The sequence below is a fragment of the Serratia sp. JSRIV004 genome (assembly GCF_019968705.1).
Classification (GTDB): Bacteria; Pseudomonadota; Gammaproteobacteria; order Enterobacterales; family Enterobacteriaceae; genus Chania; species Chania fonticola_B.
This window is the reverse complement of sequence record NZ_CP074140.1, coordinates 295266-314309: the sequence shown is the minus strand read 5'-3', so window position 1 is coordinate 314309 and position 19044 is coordinate 295266. Positions and strand designations below refer to the sequence as shown.

The following is a 19044-nucleotide window of genomic DNA, read 5'->3' as shown; positions in this document are numbered from 1 at the left end:
TTCTAACCTCTAGTGGAATTTTCGGCGGCAGCAGTACCGCCTAAGTGCTGAGCAAAGAAACGCAGGATTGCGTTCAGTGCCTCGGCGCGCATCGCGTCCCGTTCGAACAGGATCTCATGGCGAGCGCCTTTGATAACCCACGGTTTTCCCCCTTCACAAGGGTGCCCCGCGTCTGACAGTGCCTGACAAAAAGCGCGCTGGGAACGGTTGTCGACCACCCGATCCTCACCGGCCTGCAATAATAAAATCGGCGTAGTGATGTTAGCAGCCTGGGCGATGATCTGCTGCCCGGCCAGAATACTTTCCTTGACCCAGTGATAGGTTGGCCCACCTACCCGCAGTTCGGGATGATCGGCGTAATAACGCAGGTTGCGGCGATAACGCTCGCGGCTGTGGGTCAACGTATTGACCACAAAGGGTAAGGGACGCCAATGCCCGGTGCCCACCGCGTAATAGTCACGCAGCCCTGGGCGTTTTTCCGTCCAGCTCAAAATACCGTTGGCCATCCAGCCCGGCATCGGCAGATAAATGCCCAACATCGGCGCGCAGAGTGCGACGGCGGCGAACGACTGTGGCTCACGTGCCAAAAACTGCGCCAGTATCGCGCCCCCCATAGAGTGTGCCAGCGCGACGTGCTGCCGGTAACCCAAGGGTTTAACCTGCTGATGATAAAACTGGGCAAAATCGTCTACGTAGTCGGCAAAGTTTACCACATGCCCCCGGTGCGTATCTGCCAGCATCCGCCCGGATAACCCCTGACCACGATGATCGATGATCATCACGTCATAGCCGCAGTGAAACAGATCGTACGCCACTTCGGGGTACTTGATATAGCTTTCGATGCGCCCGGGGCTTATCACCACCACCCGCTGGTGTAGCGGGGAAGCTAAGCGCACAAAGCGGATGGGTACGCCCCCGACGCCGATGAACTCCCCTTCCTCACGTCTCCGCCAAAAATCCAGCAGTGGCCCAGTCGCGAAGGCAGAAAACTGCTTTTCACGGTTTAACCATTCAGCTGGATCGAGGGTGATTGACGACATGGCCTACCTTTTAACGGGATGTTCAGAGAGGTAAATGTGATCTCTGGCACGGGAAATCATACTAGCGTATTGTGGCACAAATTGGTGACAAATTGGTGTATTCAGGGAGCATTGCGATGACCTTAGACTGGTGGTTAACCTATCTGCTGACAACCCTTATCCTCAGCCTTTCCCCCGGCTCCGGTGCCATCAACACCATGAGTACCGGCATCAGCCACGGCTATCGCGGAGCGGCAGCGTCAATTGCAGGCCTCCAGGTTGGCCTGAGTATCCATATCGTGCTGGTGGGGATTGGCCTCGGCGCGGTAGTCTCCCAATCGCTGCTGGCCTTTGAACTGCTGAAATGGTTTGGTGCGGCCTATCTGGTGTGGCTGGGTATCCAGCAGTGGCGTGCCGCAGGTGCGTTGGATCTGCACACTCTGGCAGGCACCATGCCACGGCGCCGTCTGTTTCGCCGCGCCGTACTGGTGAATCTGACCAACCCCAAGAGCATCGTGTTTCTGGCAGCCCTGTTCCCGCAGTTTATCATGCCCAACCAGCCCCAGGCCGAGCAGTATGTCATTCTCGGCGTCACCACGGTGGTGATCGATATTCTGGTGATGATTGGGTATGCCACGCTGGCCACCCGCATTGCCGGTTGGTTAAAGACCCCGCGCCAAATGCAGTTGTTAAACCGGATTTTTGGCTCGCTGTTTATTCTGGTGGCGGGATTACTGGCAACGGCTAGAAAGGCATGATCTACCGGGCCGCAGGGGTCGGTCCGGTAATCATTAACGCGTGAAGATCAGATGCAGGCCAAAACCGGTGAACAACACCCCGGCCAGGCCATCGATCCACTTCGCCATCCGCTGATAGCCCCGGCGCATAGCGGGTAACGCAAAGATGATCGCCACCAGGGTGAACCAGATAAAGGTTTCACCGGTGATCAGAGCGAACAGTCCCCAGCGCGCTCCGGCACCTACATCCTCGCCGACAAACAGCGAGAACACGCTACCGAAGTAGATAACGGCCTTGGGATTGGAAAGGTTGGTGAGCAAGCCACGGATAAAGCTGCGGCCCGGCTTGGGTAACGCCACCTTCACTTCTGCTGCCGGAGCAGTTTGCGCATTCTGGCCACGGGCGGAGCGCAGCAGTTGCCAGCCCATCCAGCACAGATACAGGCCACCGCCCACCATGATGACCTGGTGCAGCCAGGCCATCTTTTGCAGGATCAGGTTCAACCCCAGCAGCGCCACACCGGCCCAGACCATGACGCCGAGGGAAATCCCCACCACGCCCATCATCGCCTCGCGACGGGAGCGGCTGGCTGCGGTTTGCGATACAAAAAAGAAGTCCGGCCCTGGGCTCATCAGCGCAATCAAATGCACCATCGCCACCGTTAAAAACAACATCAGCATGAGTGATTATCCTTATTCGTCGTCACCGTCGAGGTGAGCGCGGATCAGCGCCATAAATGGCGCACCAAAACGTTCCAGCTTACGCTGCCCCACGCCGTTGACGCTCAACAACTCGCTGGCCCTGATCGGCATCTGTTCGGCCATCTCCAGCAGCGTTGCGTCGTTGAACACCACGTACGGGGGGATGTTCTCTTCGTCGGCAATCGATTTACGCAGCTTGCGCAGTTTGGCAAACAGCTTGCGATCGTAATTGCCGCCGTAGGATTTCTGATTGGCGCTGCTGCGTACCTTGAAGCTCTGAATACGCGGCACCGCCAGCTGTAACACCACTTCGCCACGCAGCACCGGGCGCGCGGCCTCGGTCAGTTGCAGTGCCGAATGCATCGCTATGTTCTGGGTGATAAAGCCCAGATGGATCAGTTGGCGCAGCACGCTGGTCCAGTGTTCGGTGGTCTGATCGCGGCCAATGCCGTACACCGGCAGCTTTTCATGACCAAACTCGCGGATACGCTGGTTATTGGAGCCGCGTAGCACCTCCACCACATAGCCAATGCCGAAGCGTTGCCCAACGCGGCCAATCGCCGAGAGTGCCTTACGGGCATCCTCCAGGCCGTCATAACGCTTGGGCGGATCGAGGCAGATATCGCAGTTGCCACAGGCCTGCTGCTTGCCTTCACCGAAGTAGTTCAGCAGCACCAGGCGGCGACAGGTTTGCGCTTCGGCAAATGCCCCCATGGCGTTGAGCTTATGGCGTTCGATATCCAACTGCTGCCCTGCCGGTTTCTCTTCCAGGCAACGGCGTAACCAGGCCATATCCGCCGGGTCATACAGCAGGATCGCTTCCGCTGGCAGGCCATCACGCCCTGCACGGCCAGTCTCCTGATAATAGGACTCTATGTTGCGCGGAATATCGAAGTGCACCACAAAACGCACGTTAGGTTTGTTGATGCCCATACCGAAGGCGACGGTAGCCACCACCACCTGCAAATCATCACGCTGGAAAGCCTCCTGCACCTGGGAGCGGCGTTCGTTGTCCAGCCCGGCGTGATAGGCCCCAACGCTCAACCCACGGCTTTGCAGACGTGCGGTGGTGTCTTCCACCTTGGCGCGGCTGTTGCAGTAAATAATGCCGCTTTTACCGCGCTGGTCCTGCACGAAGCGCCAAAGTTGGTCGAGCGGCTTGAACTTCTCCACCAGCGTGTAGCGGATATTGGGGCGGTCGAAACTGCTGATCTGGATTAGCGGCTCGTCTAGCGCCAACAGGCGAACGATATCCCCCCGCGTGGCTTCATCGGCGGTGGCCGTCAATGCCACTACCGGCATGGTCGGGAAACGTTGCTTCAACTGGCCCAGTGCGCGGTATTCCGGGCGGAAGTCGTGGCCCCACTGGGAAATACAGTGCGCCTCGTCCACCGCCAGCATCACCGGCGGGCAGTGATCCAACAGTTCGAGGAAGCTGTCCATCATCAGCCGTTCAGGCGCGATATACAGCATCTTGATCTGGCCGCTGCGGCAACCTGCCATCACCTCAAGCTGCTGCTCGCGCGTTTGCGTCGAGTTATAGCAGGCGGCGGAAACGCCATAGGCCAAGAGCTGATCGACCTGATCTTTCATCAAGGAAATCAGTGGGGATACCACCAGCGTCAGTCCATCCATCACCAGCGCCGGGATTTGATAGCACAGCGATTTACCCCCGCCGGTCGGCATCACCACCAGGCAATCCTGGCCGCCGATAATTGCGTTGATAATCGTTTGTTGACCCGGACGGAACTGCTGGTAGCCGAAGGTATCGCGTAATACCTGCTCTGCCAGCAACTCTCTGTTTATCACTGCTGCGGTTGACACACACTTCCCCATTTATCGCTATCACGGTGCCTGACTGACACCGTTATTACCTAAACTACATAATATCGTTAAGCATGACACCAACACCCAGCCGTGTCTGCTTGAAGTTGTAATCAATCATCGATTCGCCGTAGCCGCTGAACACCTGGGTATAGAAACGAACATGGCTGGTAATTGGGTAGCTCCAGCCCACCTGCGCGCCGCCATAACCGCTATTCCAGTTGTACTGGCCTTCGGCACTGAACACGCTTTCCCCCAAGGCATAGCCCACCGTCAGACGGTAATAGCCCATATACTTGGTGATATCCGGGTTATCGTCGTTGCTGTCGCTTTCCGAGAAGCGGAACCAGGGTTTGACCTCGACCTGCCAGTCGCCGTTCTGCGCCATCAGGCGTGCATAGCCACGGTTCCAGCTGCGTGAGGTAGGATCTTCACGGCCATTGGACTCATGATTCAGACCCACTTCGATATCACGCAGCGTCCAGCCGGCAAACTTATACGCCGTAGCCCAGCCGACAAAAATTTGCGGTTCGTAGTTGGTTTCACGAAACGGTGAGGACTCGTCATGGTTGGAGAACTGCCACCAGGAACGTTGGGTGTACGATGCTCCCAATACCGAGTTCTCACCGGCAATGCCACGCCAGATCGGGAAGGCCAGGCTGAGCTGGAACTTTACCTCATCCTTGCGGGCATTTTCCGCCCAGCTATAGGATTTGATCGCTTCTTTGTTCAGATCGCTGGTATCGGTATAAATCAGGTAGTTCGTTTCATAAGGATACAGAGTGAACGGATTATCATAGTGTTGCAGCATGTTACCGATGATGCTGCCACGAACCGCCGGTTTATTCAGATTCTTTTGCTCGGTGGCCTCATCGGCCTGCACCACTACTGGCGCAAACAGCATCGCCATCACAATCCCAGACAGAACGCGCATAATTTTTTCACTCTCGAAAGATAAGGAAAAACCCGGAAATAAAAGCAGGCTATTTTACACACATTGCTGGTTTTACCGCACTAGTGAATACATTTATCTACCAGGCCTGGAAAGCAACAAAAGATAAGCATAAAATCCACAAGTCATTAACCTGGACTGACCAGTACATCGGCTGGCCGAACTCAAATAAAGAAAGGAACTATGTCACACACAACTTTGACCCTCGAGGCCGCCCGCCAGAAAATAGGCGAAATCTTCGTCTATCACATGCCGTTTAACCGTGAATTGGGGCTGGAGCTTCGCCGCTTTGAGGATGATTACGTTGAATTGAGCTTTACTAACCAACCTAAGCTGGTGGGCAATGCCGCCCAGAAAATCCTGCATGGCGGCGTGATCGCTTCCGTACTGGATGTTGCCGCCGGGCTAGCGTGCGTGGGCAGCGTGCTGATGCGTCAGGACCCGCTGATCGAGGAAGAGCTGGCGTCCCGTTTATCGCGCATGGGGACGATCGATCTGCGCGTCGACTATCTGCGCCCAGGCCGCGGCGAGCATTTTGTTGCTTCCGCCAGCGTACTGCGCAGCGGTAATAAAGTGGCGGTGGCACGCGTTGAGCTGCACAACCACGATGGCTTACACATCGCCAGCGCCACCGCCACCTACCTGGTGGGCTAAGGGTGCCAGCCGGTTGTGATCCATACACCACACAATTGTGGGACACGGCCGGTTATCTTCAGTAAAATCACCGCATCTCCTTTTCCCACCCGGTAACCGTCATGGACGCACAACAGACGCGGCAGGGCATTTTCTTTGCTCTGGCCGCCTATTTTATTTGGGGTCTCGCCCCCGCCTATTTCAAGCTGATCCAACAGGTCCCTGCCGATGAAATCCTCACCCACCGGGTGATCTGGTCGTTCTTCTTTATGCTGGGGCTGGTGTCATTGGGCCGCAATTGGCCGCAGGTGCGGGCCGCTTGTAAAAACCGCAAGCGGCTACTGCTGCTGGCCGTTACCGCGCTGCTGGTGGGAGGGAACTGGCTGCTGTTTATCTGGGCGGTGAATAACCACCATATGCTGGAGGCCAGCCTGGGCTATTTCATCAATCCACTGGTGAACGTGCTGCTGGGGATGCTGTTCCTGGGCGAGCGTTTCCGCCGTATGCAGTGGGTGGCCGTAGCCTTGGCCTTTACCGGGGTGTTGGTACAGCTGTGGCAGTTTGGTTCGCTGCCGATCATCGGGCTTGGCCTGGCCTTCAGCTTTGCCTTCTACGGCCTGCTGCGCAAGAAGATTGCCATTGATGCACAAACCGGCATGCTGATCGAAACCCTGTGGCTGCTGCCGGTGGCCGCCATCTACCTGTTCCTGATTGCCGATAGCCCAACCAGCCATCTGAGCACCAACCCCTGGTCGCTGAATTTACTGCTGGTTGCCGCCGGGGTGGTCACCACCGTGCCACTGCTGTTCTTTACCGCAGCGGCCACCCGTCTGCGCCTGTCGACGCTCGGGTTCTTCCAATACCTCGGGCCAACGTTGATGTTCCTGCTGGCAGTCACCTTCTACGGTGAGACCATCGGCCAGGATAAGCTGGTGACCTTCGGCTTTATCTGGGCGGCGTTGATGTTGTTCCTGTTGGATGCCTTATACCAGCAACGAAAGCTACGTTGATTGTACCGGCTGGGCATGGTTAGAGATGAATCTGGCCATCGCCGGGCCGGTCAGCAAAATAGTAAACAGCCGCAGCGTCTGCATCGCCATCACAAAGGTCATATCAACCCGGCTGCCTGCGGCGATGATCGCCACGGTATCCAATCCGCCGGGGCTGGTGGCCAGATAGGCCGTCAACAGATCGACCGGCAGGAACTGGGTCAACATCCACCCCAGCCCGCCACAAAACAGCATCAGCGCGACAATCGAGACCACCATCTGCGGCAAGGTGCGCAATGCCAGCAGGAAGATGGCCCGGGTAAAACGCAGCCCGACGCTCCAGCCAATCAGCGTGTAGGCCAGCGCCAGCAGCCATTCGGGCACTTGTAACATCATGGTGCCAGTGGAATGTAATGCCGCCCCCGCGATCATTGGCAACATCAGCGCACCGGAAGGAATGCGCAGGCGCGGTCCTAACCAGGAGCCGATAACGGCTACGGCCAAAGTACCGGCAAAGCGCAAGTCGAGGGCGGGGAACCACTCCAGAGCGGCGCTCCCATGCCCAGCTTCATCTCCCAGGCCGATACGCGCCACGACCGCTGCTGCCGTCGCGACAAACAGCACGCGCAGATACTGCATAAACGCCACCAGCCGCACATCTGCGCCGAAATCTCCCGCCATCGCCACCATCGCCGATGCGCCGCCAGGGGAAGATCCCCAGGCACCGGTAGGGCCAGGCAGACCACTGAAACGCACCAGGCACCAGCCGGAAACGCCGCTCGCCAACAACGTCGCGATCAGCACCAGCAATACCAGCGGCCAATCATCCAACAGGGGGGTAAGAATATTGGGCGAAAGGCTTTGGGCGATCATACAACCCAGGATCGCCTGTGCAGCAATAAATAGGGGGCCAGGGATGCGCACCGAAGCGCCGAGCAGCCCCATCGCGACGCCGACAATCATCGGCCCAAGCAACAAGGCGGCAGGAACATGGAAGGCCTGTAGACCAAACCCCAACACCAGCGAAGCCAGCAGCAGGATCAGCCATTGAATGACGCGTGGAAACTTCTCCATTAAGACGCATGCCTTACGAGCCGATAAGCAGTGGGGATATTCTACCCCGGTTTAACGGGCGAAAGCGGGGATCATTGAAGATAAAATGGGGCGGTGGTGTAGACCACCACCCGAAGCGTACGAGAGCCAGATTTAAAGCCAGTTCTTGCGTTTGAAGTAGAGATAAGGTGCCAGCCCTGCCACGATCATCAGTGCAATCGCCCCCGGGTAGCCGAAGGACCAACGCAGCTCAGGCATAAACTCAAAGTTCATCCCATAGCTTGAGGCCACCAGCGTCGGCGGCAGGAACACTACCGATACCACCGAGAAGATCTTGATGATGCGGTTCTGTTCGATGTTGATAAAGCCCATCGCCGCCTGCATCAGGAAGTTGACCTTCTGGAACAGCGATTCGTTATGCGGCAGCAGGGATTCGATATCGCGCAGCACTTCCCGCGCCTGCTCCAGCTGGCTGGTTGGCAAACGCGCCTTGCGCACCAGGAAATTCAGCGCGCGTTGGGTATCCATCAGACACAGGCGTACCTTCCAGCCGATATCTTCCAGTTCCGCCAGCGTGGAAAGCGCTTCATCATATTCGTCGCCCTGGTGTCCTTCCATAATCACCCGGCTGAGCTTTTCCAGATCGCTGTAGACGTTTTCAATCTCGTCGGCCAACTGCTCAATTTTGGTTTCAAACAGATCCAGCAGCAGCTCGTAGGCGTTGCCGTCCACCATTCTTAGGCTGCGCGCACGCATTCGGTAAAGCCGGAAAGCGGGCAGTTCGCGTTCACGCAGGGTATACAGGCGGCCATCGCGGATGGTGAATGCCACGGTAGAGTTGCCCGCGTGATCTTCGGCGTCTTCGTAGTAGAAAAAGGAGTGGATATGCAGGCCGTCATCGTCTTCGAAGAAACGGGCCGAGGCTTCGATATCATCCAGTTCGGGGCGTGTCGCCAGGCTTTGGCCCAACTCATTTTGCACGCGCTCGCGTTCGCCCTCCTCCGGCTCGACCAGGTCAACCCACAGCGACGAGGTCAAATCATCTGAGTCATCCAACTCCAGACGGGATAAGCGGCTGTTATCTAATTTAAAAGCGCTTAGCATGTGCCAAAACTCCCTAATGGTAACGGGGTAGACAACGCATTGAAGCACAGAAAGCGAGGGAAGTATGCAATACCGGCTCGTTCCAGACCATGAAGAGATCTGACTCGGAGCGACGCTGGGGAGGGTCGCCGACAACCACGAAGGGTATCAGCGCAATGGGATAGCCTTAGAAGTTGTACCTGGTGTCCAGGTCTGTGAGCCAGTATCTACTGGGTGTGTCCAAGGCGTGTGTCCTCATTGATATTCGTGCGCGCATGTTACGCCGAGAAGAAAAAGCCTGTCAACCGGTTAGGGTGGATAATCGCGCAACAATTCAGCACGCTTGAGGCCGGTTTGTAACACTCCCGCAACCTGGACCACGCCTGAAGGAAAACCGCGTCGCGATCTCTGACCGCAGCCACGAATCTTGCTAAGATTAGCGCACAGAAATATTGCGGATTGACGAAATGAAACAGATTACCGCCCACGACTTGACGACCATGAGCGAACAGGCAGCCACACAGCCACGCCTGCGTGCCCACCGTACCTTACATGAAGAGCTGAGCGATACGGTGCAGCGCCTGGCAATTGCCATGGAGCCTGGCACCTATATTCGCCCACACCGCCACCCGCAGACCTGGGAGTTACTCACCCCGCTGCGTGGCCGTTTCGTAGTGTTGCAGTTCAATGACGAAGGCGTGGTCACCCAACGTACCCTGCTAGGCGAAGAAACCAAGGTGCTGGAGATGCCGGCGTTTACCTGGCATGCCGTGCTATCTGTCGATCCGGGTGGCGTGGTGTTTGAAGTGAAGCAGGGCCCTTATCAGGCGCTCGGCGAGGAAGACTGTATGCACTGGGCTCCGCCGGAAGGTGGCGAGGGGATCGAAGCAGTGATGCGCTGGTATGCGACGGCCAAAGTGGGCGATCGTTTCACTCACTAAATTATTGCCCCCTCACCTTCTCCCACAGGGGACCGATCGAGTTGGACTGAAAAAACGGTGATACATCATGGACTTTTGTTGACTCACCTTAGGTGAAGGTAAACTCAATTTTTGCTGAGATTATCTTCTTGCTTCCAACAGAGCAGGGACTTTGAGCTCCCTCTCCCTGTGGGAGTGTACAGACCGGGGACATGGTAGACAGGTGTTCAAGGACATGGTGAACACTTTTTAACATCCTTTACCCATGATGATCGACCTATTTCTCAGGTCGATCATCCCCACTTTCGTGCTGTACCACCATATCTCGTAGTAGCCCTCTCTCTCACTTTCCTTCAGCCCGACATATTCACCGATAAAGGCCTTGCCCACTTTCAGACCCATCCCTTTCAGGCTTAGTTTTCCACTGACATCCACTTTCCTGACCAGGACCCCCTCGTCATACTCGGCTGCCGCCGGATTGCCATTGTACTGTCGCGATGAAGGCTGATAACGGGACGCTGGCACCGCCATTGACAGGGCTTCGTGTGGGCGTTCCAGGTTGTAGGTATCTCGCCAGGCGTCGAACACCTCCTGCAACTGCGCGGCATGGGTAAACCACCGTCCCTGCAGGAGCTCTGCCTTCAGGCTGCGGTGGAAGCGCTCCAGCTTACCCTGAGTCTGAGGATGATAAGGCCGAGAGTGACCCACCCGGATACCCTGACGCATCAGCCACAGTTCCAGCGCGGTCCAACTGCCCGTCGTGTCGCCCCAGGGGGCACCATTATCCATGGTCATTCTCTCCGGCAAGCCATAACGTTCGAACACCGCTATCAACTGTGACTGCACGGTGACACGTCGCTCGTCCGGGCAGTGCGCCAGACAGAGCGAGAAGCGCGAATGGTCATCCAGCAAGGTCAGCGGATGACAACGCCCTTCGGCGAAGGGGAAGTGGCCTTTAAAGTCCATCTGCCAGAGTCGGTTCGGGGCGTCATGTTCAAAGCGTCCGACGGTGGGCGCCGGTGACGGACCGCCCGGTAGCAGGTCATGGCGGCGCATGAGGTTATGCACGGTGCTGGCGGCCGGTAACGTATGCCCCTGCATCTCGAGCCACCGCTTGAGCTTGCGTGCGCCCCACATCGGATGGGCCAGGTGTGCAGCGCGGAGATGTTGGACAACGGTGTCAGAGGTTCTGCTGGGGGAATGGTGTGGCGCTCGAGAACGTTCGTTCAGACCGGCGCGCCCATCAGAGTGCCAGCGATGTAACCACTTGTATGCGGTAGCAGGCGCTATGCCGAACTGACGGCATAGCGCACGGATATTAGCGCCTTCTTGCGAGGCGAAAAGCACAAACTCGGTACGTAATGACATGGCAGATCTCTCATCCCACGGCATAAGCAACTCCACTCAGAAGTACTCATACCTATGTTGTAAGTGTCTACCATGTCCCCGAACAAGTGTTCATGATGTCCCCGGTCTGTACACTCCCACAGGGGACCGATCGAGTTGGACTGAAAAAACGGTGATACATCATGGACTTTTGTTGACTCACCTTAGATGAAGGTAAACTCAATTTTTGCTGAGATTATCTTCTTGCTTCCAACAGAGCAGGGACTTTGAGCTCCCTCTCCCTGTGGGAGAGGGTTGGGGTGAGGGGATGTTACACCGTTTCCAGCTTGGCGTAGGCGGCTACCAGCCACTTGATGCCTTCACCCTGAAACGCGATCTGCAACCGGCTGTGTTCACCGCTGCCTTCCAGGTTGACGATGGTGCCCTCACCAAATTTGGCATGGCGCACGCGCTGTCCAAGCTTGTAACCAGTGTCGTTTTCACTGATCGGCGTCCCCATCCGGCGGTGGCTTACCGAGCGGGAGACGCTGGCCCGCAGGCGCACCTCTTCCACACAGTCTTCCGGGATCTCACCGATAAAGCGTGATGGCCGGTGATACACCTCTTTACCATACAGGCGGCGGGTTTCCGCATAGGTCAGCGTCAGCTTTTGCATTGCACGGGTCAGGCCAACATAGGCCAGGCGGCGCTCCTCTTCCAGGCGGCCACCTTCGTCCAGCGACATCTGGCTTGGGAACATCCCCTCTTCCATGCCGACGATAAACACCTGGCGGAACTCCAACCCTTTGGCCGAGTGCAGGGTCATCAGCTGCACCGCGTCCTGATAGGCATCTGCCTGCCCTTCCCCCGCTTCCAGCGCGGCATGGGACAGGAAGGCCTGCAACGGCATCAGATCCTGATCTTCATCCTGGTAGCTGTATTGCCGCGTGGCCGTGACCAGTTCCTCAAGGTTTTCGATACGCGCCTGACCCTTCTCGCCCTTTTCCTGTTCATACATAATGAACAGCCCGGAATCGCGGATCACCCGGTCGGTTTGCACATGCAACGGCATTTCAGCGGTTTCGTGGGCCAGTGAGTCCACCAGCTCCAGAAAACGCTGCAGGGAGGACGCTGCACGGCCCGCCAGCACCTTATCTTGCAGCAGCGCACGCGTAGCCTGCCACAGCGTCAGTTGGCGGTCTCGTGCCGCCTGGCGCACTACGTCGAGGGTACGATCGCCAATGCCGCGCGTTGGGGTATTCACAACGCGCTCAAAGGCCGCATCATCGTTACGGTTGGCGATCAACCGCAGATAGGCCAGGGCATCCTTGATCTCCTGACGTTCGAAGAAGCGCATGCCGCCGTAAATGCGGTATGGCATGGCGGTTTGCAACAAGGCCTCTTCCAGCACACGCGATTGGGCGTTGCTGCGATACAGGATGGCACAGTCATTCAGCGCGCCGCCGTTGTCCTGCCAGGCCTTGATGCGGTTAACCACAAAGCGGGCTTCATCCAGCTCGTTGAACGCACAGTAAATCGAGATCGGCTCGCCTTCGGCCCCTTCGGTCCACAGGTTTTTGCCCATGCGCCCGTCGTTATTGGCGATCAGGGTGTTGGCAGCCTTCAGGATGGTGCTGGTCGAACGGTAGTTCTGCTCCAGACGCACCGTTTCTGCACCGGGAAAATCCTTCAGGAAACGCTGGATGTTTTCCACCTGCGCACCACGCCAGCCGTAGATCGACTGGTCATCATCCCCCACGATCATTACGTTGGCCTTGCCCCCGGCCAGCATGTGGATCCAAGCGTACTGGATGCGGTTGGTGTCCTGGAATTCGTCCACCAGGATATTGGTGAAGCGCTCACGATAATGATTGAGGATATGTGGTTTGTTCAGCCACAGCTCATGGGCGCGCAGCAGCAATTCGGCAAAATCGACCAGCCCTGCACGATCGCAAGCCTCTTGATAAGCCTGATAGATCCGCAACCAGGTGGCTTCCACCGGGTTGCCGTAGCTTTCGATATGCTGTGGACGTAGGCCATCGTCTTTCTTGCCGTTGATGTACCACATCGCCTGGCGCGGCGGCCATTGCTTCTCGTCAATGTTCAGCGCCCGCACTATGCGTTTCAGGAGGCGCAGCTGGTCTTCACTATCCAGGATCTGGAAGTCCTGCGGCAGGTTGGCGTCCATATGATGAGCGCGCAGCAGGCGGTGTGCCAAGCCGTGGAAGGTGCCGATCCACATGCCGCCCTGGCTGGTACCAATCAGGTGTTCGATACGGTGGCGCATCTCTGCCGCCGCCTTGTTGGTGAAGGTCACCGCCATGATGGAGTACGGCGAGCAGTTCTCCACCGCCAGTAGCCAGGCAATGCGATGCACCAGCACCCGGGTTTTGCCGCTGCCTGCACCGGCCAGCACCAACAGGTTGCTGCGTGGCGCAGCCACGGCTTCACGTTGTTTATCATTCATGCTGTCGAGCAGGTCGGAAACGTCCATAGGCACCATTGATTGGTAAAGGGAAAACCCGCTTCCACGCGCTTTCCACTGGGAATTTATACAGAGTTCTGCTGGGATTATAACAATGCTGTCAGCGATGCCAACTGCGAAATCTCAATATGTGGTAGCAGGCGGCTGTCAGCTACCCGCATCAGGCTCCGCTGACGGTCGTTGATCCAACAGGCTTGCAGGCCCGAACGCAGCGCCCCGGCAACGTCGGTGGTCAGGTCATCCCCGACGTGCAGGATTTGTTCCGGTGCCACGCCCAACCTTTCGACCGCCAGTTGATACATATCCTGATACGGCTTGGCGCGGCCATCTGGCCCGGAGCGCAGCACAAACTGGAAGTATTGCTCCAACCCGCACTGGGCCGGATCGGCATTACCATTGGTGATCGCCACCAGCGGATAACGTTGCCCCAGCGCCCGCAAGGTCGCGTGAGTGGCTTCTGGCACATCGATCCGGCTACGCCACAGGGCAAAGTTCTGCATGGCGGCATCGGCACCGATGGACGCTTCAGCATCGCGCAGCCCCTGACGGCTCAACGCCAAGTGGACCGCCCGCCAGCGCCATTGGGTAACGTCGTGGTAAATCTCCGGATCCTGTTCACGCAGTTCCTGCCGCAAACGGTGGAAGTCCGCCGACTGAAAGTGGCTTAATCCCGGATGGTAGTTCTGCAAAAAGGCCACCGACTCATGCTCGGTCTGCTTGATCACCGGGCGGTTGTCATACAGCGTGTCGTCCAGATCGAAAGTCAGCGCGGCCAGTGGGCGTAACGGACGGTAAAAGTGCATCAGGATTTCCCTCGTTTGGCGCGTGGATGCGCGGCATCGTACACGTTCGCCAGATGTTGAAAGTCGAGGTGGGTATAAATTTGCGTGGTGGTCAGGTTGGCGTGCCCCAGCAACTCCTGCACCGCGCGCAGATCGCCGCTCGATTCCAGCATATGGGTGGCAAAAGAGTGGCGCAGCTTGTGCGGATGGATATGGCTGTTGACGCCCTGCTTGACGCCCCACTCGGCAAAACGTTTTTGCACGTTGCGCGCCGAGATGCGCTTGCCCTGATTGGAGAGGAACATGGCATCATCCTGCGGTGCAAACAGATCGCGCAGCGCCAGCCAGTGCTCCAGCCAGGTAACCGCCGTACGGCCTATCGGCAATTTACGTTCTTTGCTGCCTTTCCCCAGCACCCAGATCTCACCGCCGCCCAGATCGACATGGCGGCAATCCAATCCCACCAGTTCGGCCAGACGCAGCCCGGCCCCGTACATCACTTCCAGCATCGCACGATCGCGAACCGCTAGCGGATCGTTGAGATCGATGTTCAGCAGTTGGTTCATTTCGTCGACGTCGATATTCTTCGGCAAATGACGGCCACTGCGCGGCGTGCGGATGCCTTTGGCGGGGTTGGCGCTTATCACGCCCTGGCCGACCAGCCAGTCCAGAAAACTGCGTAATGCGGAGAGGCGTAGCGCCAGGCTGGAAGACTGTAACCCGGCGCGCTTACTGCGGGCTGCCAGCTGACGCACTCTGGCGGCATCCAGCATCGGCCATTCGCTGATGCCCAGCTCGATTGCCATGGCGATCAACGCCTGCAGCTGGCGCGAATAGCTGATCTGAGTCAGTGGGCTGAGTTGCCGCTCCACCTTTAAATAACGCAGGAAAGCGTCCACCGGCGGTTGCAGGTTGGCCGCTACGCCGGTCATGCGCGTTCTATCCAGCGTTCCAACAGTTTTGGCAACATACGCGCCAACTGGCCGAGCATCACGGTACCCATCCCCTGTTGATAATGTTGAGTATCGCGGCTGCTGAAGATCACCATGCCAAGATCGCCCTGATCCCCCAGCAATGACAGCGCCACGGAGCCAACCTGTTTGGCCTGCGGCAGCAACAGCAGCAGTTCGGGGCCATTGAGGTTGCCGAGGTAGTGATAGCGATCGCCCAGGCGTTGAATACGCAGCGGCTCAAACGCCGAGCGCGTCAGGCCAAGATGGGTGAAATCCGACGGTGCGCCAATATTCCAGCGATCGGCAAACAGGCGGATATTCGCCCCTGCCAGCCCAAACCCGCGCGCCCAACGCTGCAAGCGGTTGAGCATATCCTGCAGGCTGCTGGCGGTGGCCAGGTCAGCCTGTAGATGCAGCAGGCGGCCAAACAGCGATTCGTTGGCACTGGCCTGCTCCATCAACAAGGTGATCTCTTCTTCCAACTGGGTGATCTGGTTGCGCTGACGCGCCAGATGCCACTCCACCAAAGATACCGTGCCCCGCACCGGGTGAGGCACTCGCATCTGTTCAACCAGCCGTGCATTGCGCATAAAGAAGTCCGGATTCTGCATCAGAAATTGCATCACCGTGTCATCATCAAGCTCAACGCCCATGGCTATCCGATCGTCAACCTGCTTCATAAGTGAATAAATCCGTCATAAACATGGGTGGCCGGGCCGGTCATGAATAACGGCTCCCCTGGCCCCTTCCAGCGAATATGCAGGCTACCGCCAGGCAGTTCGACATGCACCTCTTCCGCCAGTAGCTCTTGTTGAATGCCCACCGCCACGGCAGCACAGGCACCACTGCCACAGGCCTGCGTTTCACCGGCACCGCGCTCATAAACCCGCAGTTTGATGTGCTCACGGTTCACAACCTGCATAAAGCCGATGTTGGCACGTTCCGGGAAACGATCGTGTCCTTCCAGCACCGGTCCCAACAGCTCCACCTTGGCCGTTTTCACGTCGTCCACCTGCAACACACAGTGTGGGTTACCCATTGAGACTACGCCGCACAGCACCGTATGTTCCGCCGCGCGCATAATGTAGGTCTTTTCCGCTTTGGTGGCGCGAAACGGCACGATCTGCGGATCGAAATTCGGTTCACCCATATTGACGCACACCAGGTCATCATCGGTAACGCTAAGGATCATGCGCCCGGTCTGGGTACTGACGCGGATATCACGTTTGTTGGTCAAGCCTTTCAAGCGCACAAAGCGGGCAAAACAGCGGGCGCCGTTGCCACACTGGGCCACTTCGCTACCGTCAGCATTGAAAATACGGTAATGGAAATCGAGTTCGGGATCGTACGGCGGTTCTACCACCAGCATCTGGTCAAAACCCACGCCCAAATGCCGGTCGGCCAGACGGCGGATCAGCTCAGGTGAAAAATAGACGTTCTGTGTAACGGCATCGACCACCATAAAGTCGTTGCCTAAACCGTGCATTTTGGAGAACTGCATATCATACTCCGCTATCTGGACGACGTACCGTCTGATATTTATGGTGGCATCAACCACCATAAAGGCTCATTACTGATTGCTCATCGACGGTTGCTGCTGAGTGCCAGCGGGTTCTTGTTGGTTTTTGCTAACGGTGCCAGCACTGGTTACCGGTTGCTCTGCCGGTTTGTCCTGCGGTGGAAAATACAGCGGGCCCTTCAGGCCACAGCCAGAGAGCCCAGCCAGCAAAACGGCCATCAGCGCATAGCGTAGTTGTTTTTTCATTTGCATTAATGCCTGTAATTCATGCGTCCAAGCTCACTATAATCGCAGGTGGATCATGAAAAGCAATAGGAATCGAATATGAACGATAGCGAGTTTCACCAGTTGGCCGACCAACTGATGCTGAATATTGAACAGACCCTGGACGATTTTGATGGTGATGCAGATATCGATTACGAAACTAACGGCGGGGTGATGACGCTAAGCTTCGAAAACGGCAGCAAGATTGTGATCAACCGTCAGGAGCCGTTGCACCAGGTGTGGCTGGCCACCAAGGCCGGTGGCTATCACTTTAGCTATCGTGACGAGAGCTGGCATTGCGATCGCAGCGGCCGGGAATTTTATGAGTTGCTGAGTGAGGCGGCCAGCACACAGTCCGGCGAGACGGTCAGTTTTAGCTGAGTTTTGCAGAGGGGCGCAAGCAATGAACTGACCCCAAGAAGTTGGACGGTTTAAAATTAAGCAACCATCAAAGCCTGCGTTCTGTACTCCACAGGGCTCAGGCCTTTGAGCTTCTGTTTGATACGATGGTTATTGTAGTAATCTATGTACATGTCTATCTCTTCAGACAGCTGTTCCACACTCTCAAAGCGTTGTAAATAATACAGTTCAGCTTTCAGATGGCCAAAGAAGTTTTCCATTACCGCATTATCCAGGCAGTTACCCTTGCGAGACATGCTCTGTTCTATCCCATTTTCCTGCAACTGATGCTGATAAGCCGCCATCTGATAGTGCCAACCTTGGTCACTGTGCAGCAACGGCTTTTCTTCCGTTTTTAGCGTACTGAGCGCCTTATCCAGCATCGTTTTTACCAGACTGAACACAGGTTTACGGGACATCTCATAGGCAATGATTTCACCGTTAAACAAGTCGAGTACCGGCGATAAATACAGCTTTTTATCCGCCACCTGGAACTCCGTGATATCGGTCACCCACTTTTGGTTAGGCTCCAGAGCGGTAAAATCGCGCTGCAAGGTATTCGGGGCCACTTTACCGACATGTCCCTTGTACGAACGGTATTTTTTACGGCGAACGGGCGATTTCAATTGCAGCTCAACCATCAGTTTTTGCACGGTTTTATGATTTAGCACAGCCCCCATCTTTCGAAGAACACTGGTCACCCGGCGATAGCCGTAACGGCCTTTATGCTCGTTAAAAACAGCCATTATTTGCTGCTTGGTTTCACCATACTTATCCGGTGCTTGATGGCTTTTACAACAATAGTAATACGTACTGCGCGGCAGTTTTCCGGCCCACAGCAAAACCTCCAAACGGTGTTCTGACCTCAATGCTCTGATTATTTTTGCCCTTTTCGACGAGTCTGGGCTTCCTTCTGTTGCATCAAGGCTCTCAACTTTTTTATGTAATCATTCTGCGCACGTAAAAACTCGATTTCCTCCCGCATCTCTTCGGGGGTCAACTCATCAGGCGATTTATCGGCATGGGGGGTTTTGGGATGCTGACGCATTTGGCGACTACGCTTATTCAGGTTGAGGGCTTCAGCCCCATTCTCCCGATAGAGTTTAATCCAGCGTTCCACAGTAAGGTAAGAAGGAATATTGAATTTAGCGGCGACTGTCGCTAAAGAGAGCGGATTTGAAAGCGCGAATTCGACAACAGAGAGCCTGAAGTCAGGTGTGTAATGTTGCTTGCGTCCTAACCGCAGCCCCTGTTCCCCATGATGCTGATAAGCGGCAATCCATCTGCGTAGTTGGACATGGGCAATAGAAAACTTCTTAGCGGTCTGTTTTTGACCGCCGAGTCCGGCAAGATAGTACCGGACAACGTCAAGTTTGAACTGAAGTGAATACTTCATCAGAACTG

At 56.5% G+C, this 19044-nt stretch carries 20 protein-coding genes; 5 read left to right on the top strand and 15 right to left on the bottom strand.

The features are described 5' to 3' along the window. Positions 1-2: 2 nt before the first annotated feature. Positions 3-1040, bottom strand: a complete 1038-nt coding sequence (pldB, locus tag KGP21_RS01355) for a lysophospholipase L2 (protein WP_223536972.1) — start codon at positions 1038-1040, stop codon at positions 3-5. Positions 1041-1156: 116 nt separating this feature from the next. Between pldB and rhtB the strand changes: the two genes are divergently transcribed. Then, entirely contained in the window at positions 1157-1777 is a 621-nt protein-coding gene (rhtB, locus tag KGP21_RS01350; protein ID WP_021181524.1) for a homoserine/homoserine lactone efflux protein, read from the top strand. 33 nt (positions 1778-1810) lie between these two features. On the opposite strand, the gene rhtC is transcribed toward rhtB, so the two are convergent. The 3 genes from rhtC to pldA are packed head-to-tail and all read right to left on the bottom strand — an operon-like array spanning position 1811 to position 5216. Further along, a complete protein-coding gene (gene rhtC, locus KGP21_RS01345; RefSeq protein WP_021807772.1) occupies positions 1811-2437 on the bottom strand; it encodes a threonine export protein RhtC in 627 nt (208 codons plus the stop codon). Between the two features lie 12 nt (positions 2438-2449). Next, positions 2450-4282: an ATP-dependent DNA helicase RecQ gene (gene recQ / locus KGP21_RS01340; RefSeq protein ID WP_021181526.1), complete on the bottom strand. Its 1833-nt coding sequence runs from the start codon at positions 4280-4282 to the stop codon at positions 2450-2452. 55 nt (positions 4283-4337) lie between these two features. Next, positions 4338-5216 (bottom strand): phospholipase A, encoded by an 879-nt coding sequence (pldA, locus tag KGP21_RS01335; RefSeq protein ID WP_021807771.1) that lies wholly within the window; start codon positions 5214-5216, stop codon positions 4338-4340. Positions 5217-5417: 201 nt separating this feature from the next. Between pldA and KGP21_RS01330 the strand changes: the two genes are divergently transcribed. Both KGP21_RS01330 and rarD read left to right on the top strand, forming a co-directional pair. Continuing rightward, entirely contained in the window at positions 5418-5888 is a 471-nt protein-coding gene (locus tag KGP21_RS01330; protein WP_021807770.1) for a thioesterase family protein, read from the top strand. Between the two features lie 101 nt (positions 5889-5989). Then, positions 5990-6877 (top strand): EamA family transporter RarD, encoded by an 888-nt coding sequence (gene rarD / locus KGP21_RS01325; protein ID WP_223536970.1) that lies wholly within the window; start codon positions 5990-5992, stop codon positions 6875-6877. Here the strand turns inward: rarD and KGP21_RS01320 are convergent. The 3 genes from KGP21_RS01320 to ysgD form a co-directional block, all read right to left on the bottom strand. Next, a complete protein-coding gene (locus KGP21_RS01320; RefSeq protein WP_179249274.1) occupies positions 6869-7930 on the bottom strand; it encodes an AbrB family transcriptional regulator in 1062 nt (353 codons plus the stop codon). The two genes, rarD and KGP21_RS01320, sit on opposite strands and share 9 nt — an antisense overlap. Before the next feature lie 132 nt (positions 7931-8062). After that, positions 8063-9013, bottom strand: coding sequence for a magnesium/cobalt transporter CorA (gene corA, locus KGP21_RS01315; RefSeq protein WP_021807767.1), 951 nt, complete (start codon positions 9011-9013; stop codon positions 8063-8065). A gap of 166 nt (positions 9014-9179) precedes the next feature. Then, complete coding sequence (ysgD, locus tag KGP21_RS29675) at positions 9180-9251, bottom strand: YsgD/CorL family protein (protein ID WP_363136375.1); 72 nt, start codon at positions 9249-9251, stop codon at positions 9180-9182. Between the two features lie 208 nt (positions 9252-9459). Between ysgD and KGP21_RS01310 the strand changes: the two genes are divergently transcribed. Then, positions 9460-9933 (top strand): WbuC family cupin fold metalloprotein, encoded by a 474-nt coding sequence (locus tag KGP21_RS01310; RefSeq protein WP_223536968.1) that lies wholly within the window; start codon positions 9460-9462, stop codon positions 9931-9933. A gap of 228 nt (positions 9934-10161) precedes the next feature. Here the strand turns inward: KGP21_RS01310 and KGP21_RS01305 are convergent, their stop codons facing one another. The 7 genes from KGP21_RS01305 to KGP21_RS01275 all read right to left on the bottom strand — a co-directional run bounded on the left by KGP21_RS01305 (position 10162) and on the right by KGP21_RS01275 (position 17223). Then, entirely contained in the window at positions 10162-11316 is a 1155-nt protein-coding gene (locus tag KGP21_RS01305) for an IS481 family transposase (RefSeq protein WP_371822648.1), read from the bottom strand. 253 nt (positions 11317-11569) lie between these two features. Then, positions 11570-13732, bottom strand: coding sequence for a DNA helicase II (gene uvrD, locus KGP21_RS01300; RefSeq protein WP_021181533.1), 2163 nt, complete (start codon positions 13730-13732; stop codon positions 11570-11572). A gap of 77 nt (positions 13733-13809) precedes the next feature. Continuing rightward, a complete protein-coding gene (yigB, locus tag KGP21_RS01295; RefSeq protein ID WP_223536966.1) occupies positions 13810-14526 on the bottom strand; it encodes a 5-amino-6-(5-phospho-D-ribitylamino)uracil phosphatase YigB in 717 nt (238 codons plus the stop codon). Continuing rightward, entirely contained in the window at positions 14526-15437 is a 912-nt protein-coding gene (xerC, locus tag KGP21_RS01290; RefSeq protein ID WP_021807764.1) for a tyrosine recombinase XerC, read from the bottom strand. The genes yigB and xerC overlap by 1 nt, the downstream gene beginning before the upstream one ends. Next, complete coding sequence (locus KGP21_RS01285) at positions 15434-16138, bottom strand: DUF484 domain-containing protein (protein ID WP_021807763.1); 705 nt, start codon at positions 16136-16138, stop codon at positions 15434-15436. Before KGP21_RS01285 ends, xerC begins: the two co-directional genes overlap by 4 nt. Beyond that, positions 16135-16959 (bottom strand): diaminopimelate epimerase, encoded by an 825-nt coding sequence (gene dapF, locus KGP21_RS01280; RefSeq protein ID WP_021807762.1) that lies wholly within the window; start codon positions 16957-16959, stop codon positions 16135-16137. The genes KGP21_RS01285 and dapF overlap by 4 nt, the downstream gene beginning before the upstream one ends. 69 nt (positions 16960-17028) lie before the next feature. Then, positions 17029-17223, bottom strand: a complete 195-nt coding sequence (locus KGP21_RS01275) for a lipoprotein (protein WP_301178823.1) — start codon at positions 17221-17223, stop codon at positions 17029-17031. Between the two features lie 78 nt (positions 17224-17301). Here KGP21_RS01275 and cyaY point away from each other — a divergent pair, with 78 nt between their 5' ends. Continuing rightward, the gene (gene cyaY / locus KGP21_RS01270) at positions 17302-17622 is read left to right on the top strand and encodes an iron donor protein CyaY (RefSeq protein WP_021807760.1); all 321 of its coding nucleotides are present in this window, start codon (positions 17302-17304) and stop codon (positions 17620-17622) included. A gap of 56 nt (positions 17623-17678) precedes the next feature. Here cyaY and KGP21_RS01265 read toward each other — a convergent pair. Continuing rightward, a protein-coding gene (locus tag KGP21_RS01265; RefSeq protein WP_094983331.1) for an IS3 family transposase occupies positions 17679-19039 on the bottom strand; the annotation gives its coding sequence in 2 pieces (ribosomal slippage) (positions 17679-18544 and positions 18544-19039; 1362 coding nt in all). Positions 19040-19044 lie beyond the last annotated feature (5 nt).

Coding starts and splice junctions, on each gene's coding strand:
- pldB (WP_223536972.1), bottom strand. CDS start 1,040: ATGTCGTCAATCACCCTCGATCCAGCTGAATGGTTAAACCGTGAAAAG.
- rhtB (WP_021181524.1), top strand. CDS start 1,157: ATGACCTTAGACTGGTGGTTAACCTATCTGCTGACAACCCTTATCCTC.
- rhtC (WP_021807772.1), bottom strand. CDS start 2,437: ATGCTGATGTTGTTTTTAACGGTGGCGATGGTGCATTTGATTGCGCTG.
- pldA (WP_021807771.1), bottom strand. CDS start 5,216: ATGCGCGTTCTGTCTGGGATTGTGATGGCGATGCTGTTTGCGCCAGTA.
- KGP21_RS01330 (WP_021807770.1), top strand. CDS start 5,418: ATGTCACACACAACTTTGACCCTCGAGGCCGCCCGCCAGAAAATAGGC.
- rarD (WP_223536970.1), top strand. CDS start 5,990: ATGGACGCACAACAGACGCGGCAGGGCATTTTCTTTGCTCTGGCCGCC.
- KGP21_RS01320 (WP_179249274.1), bottom strand. CDS start 7,930: ATGGAGAAGTTTCCACGCGTCATTCAATGGCTGATCCTGCTGCTGGCT.
- corA (WP_021807767.1), bottom strand. CDS start 9,013: ATGCTAAGCGCTTTTAAATTAGATAACAGCCGCTTATCCCGTCTGGAG.
- KGP21_RS01310 (WP_223536968.1), top strand. CDS start 9,460: ATGAAACAGATTACCGCCCACGACTTGACGACCATGAGCGAACAGGCA.
- uvrD (WP_021181533.1), bottom strand. CDS start 13,732: ATGGACGTTTCCGACCTGCTCGACAGCATGAATGATAAACAACGTGAA.
- yigB (WP_223536966.1), bottom strand. CDS start 14,526: ATGCACTTTTACCGTCCGTTACGCCCACTGGCCGCGCTGACTTTCGAT.
- xerC (WP_021807764.1), bottom strand. CDS start 15,437: ATGACCGGCGTAGCGGCCAACCTGCAACCGCCGGTGGACGCTTTCCTG.
- KGP21_RS01285 (WP_021807763.1), bottom strand. CDS start 16,138: ATGAAGCAGGTTGACGATCGGATAGCCATGGGCGTTGAGCTTGATGAT.
- dapF (WP_021807762.1), bottom strand. CDS start 16,959: ATGCAGTTCTCCAAAATGCACGGTTTAGGCAACGACTTTATGGTGGTC.
- KGP21_RS01275 (WP_301178823.1), bottom strand. CDS start 17,223: ATGAAAAAACAACTACGCTATGCGCTGATGGCCGTTTTGCTGGCTGGG.
- cyaY (WP_021807760.1), top strand. CDS start 17,302: ATGAACGATAGCGAGTTTCACCAGTTGGCCGACCAACTGATGCTGAAT.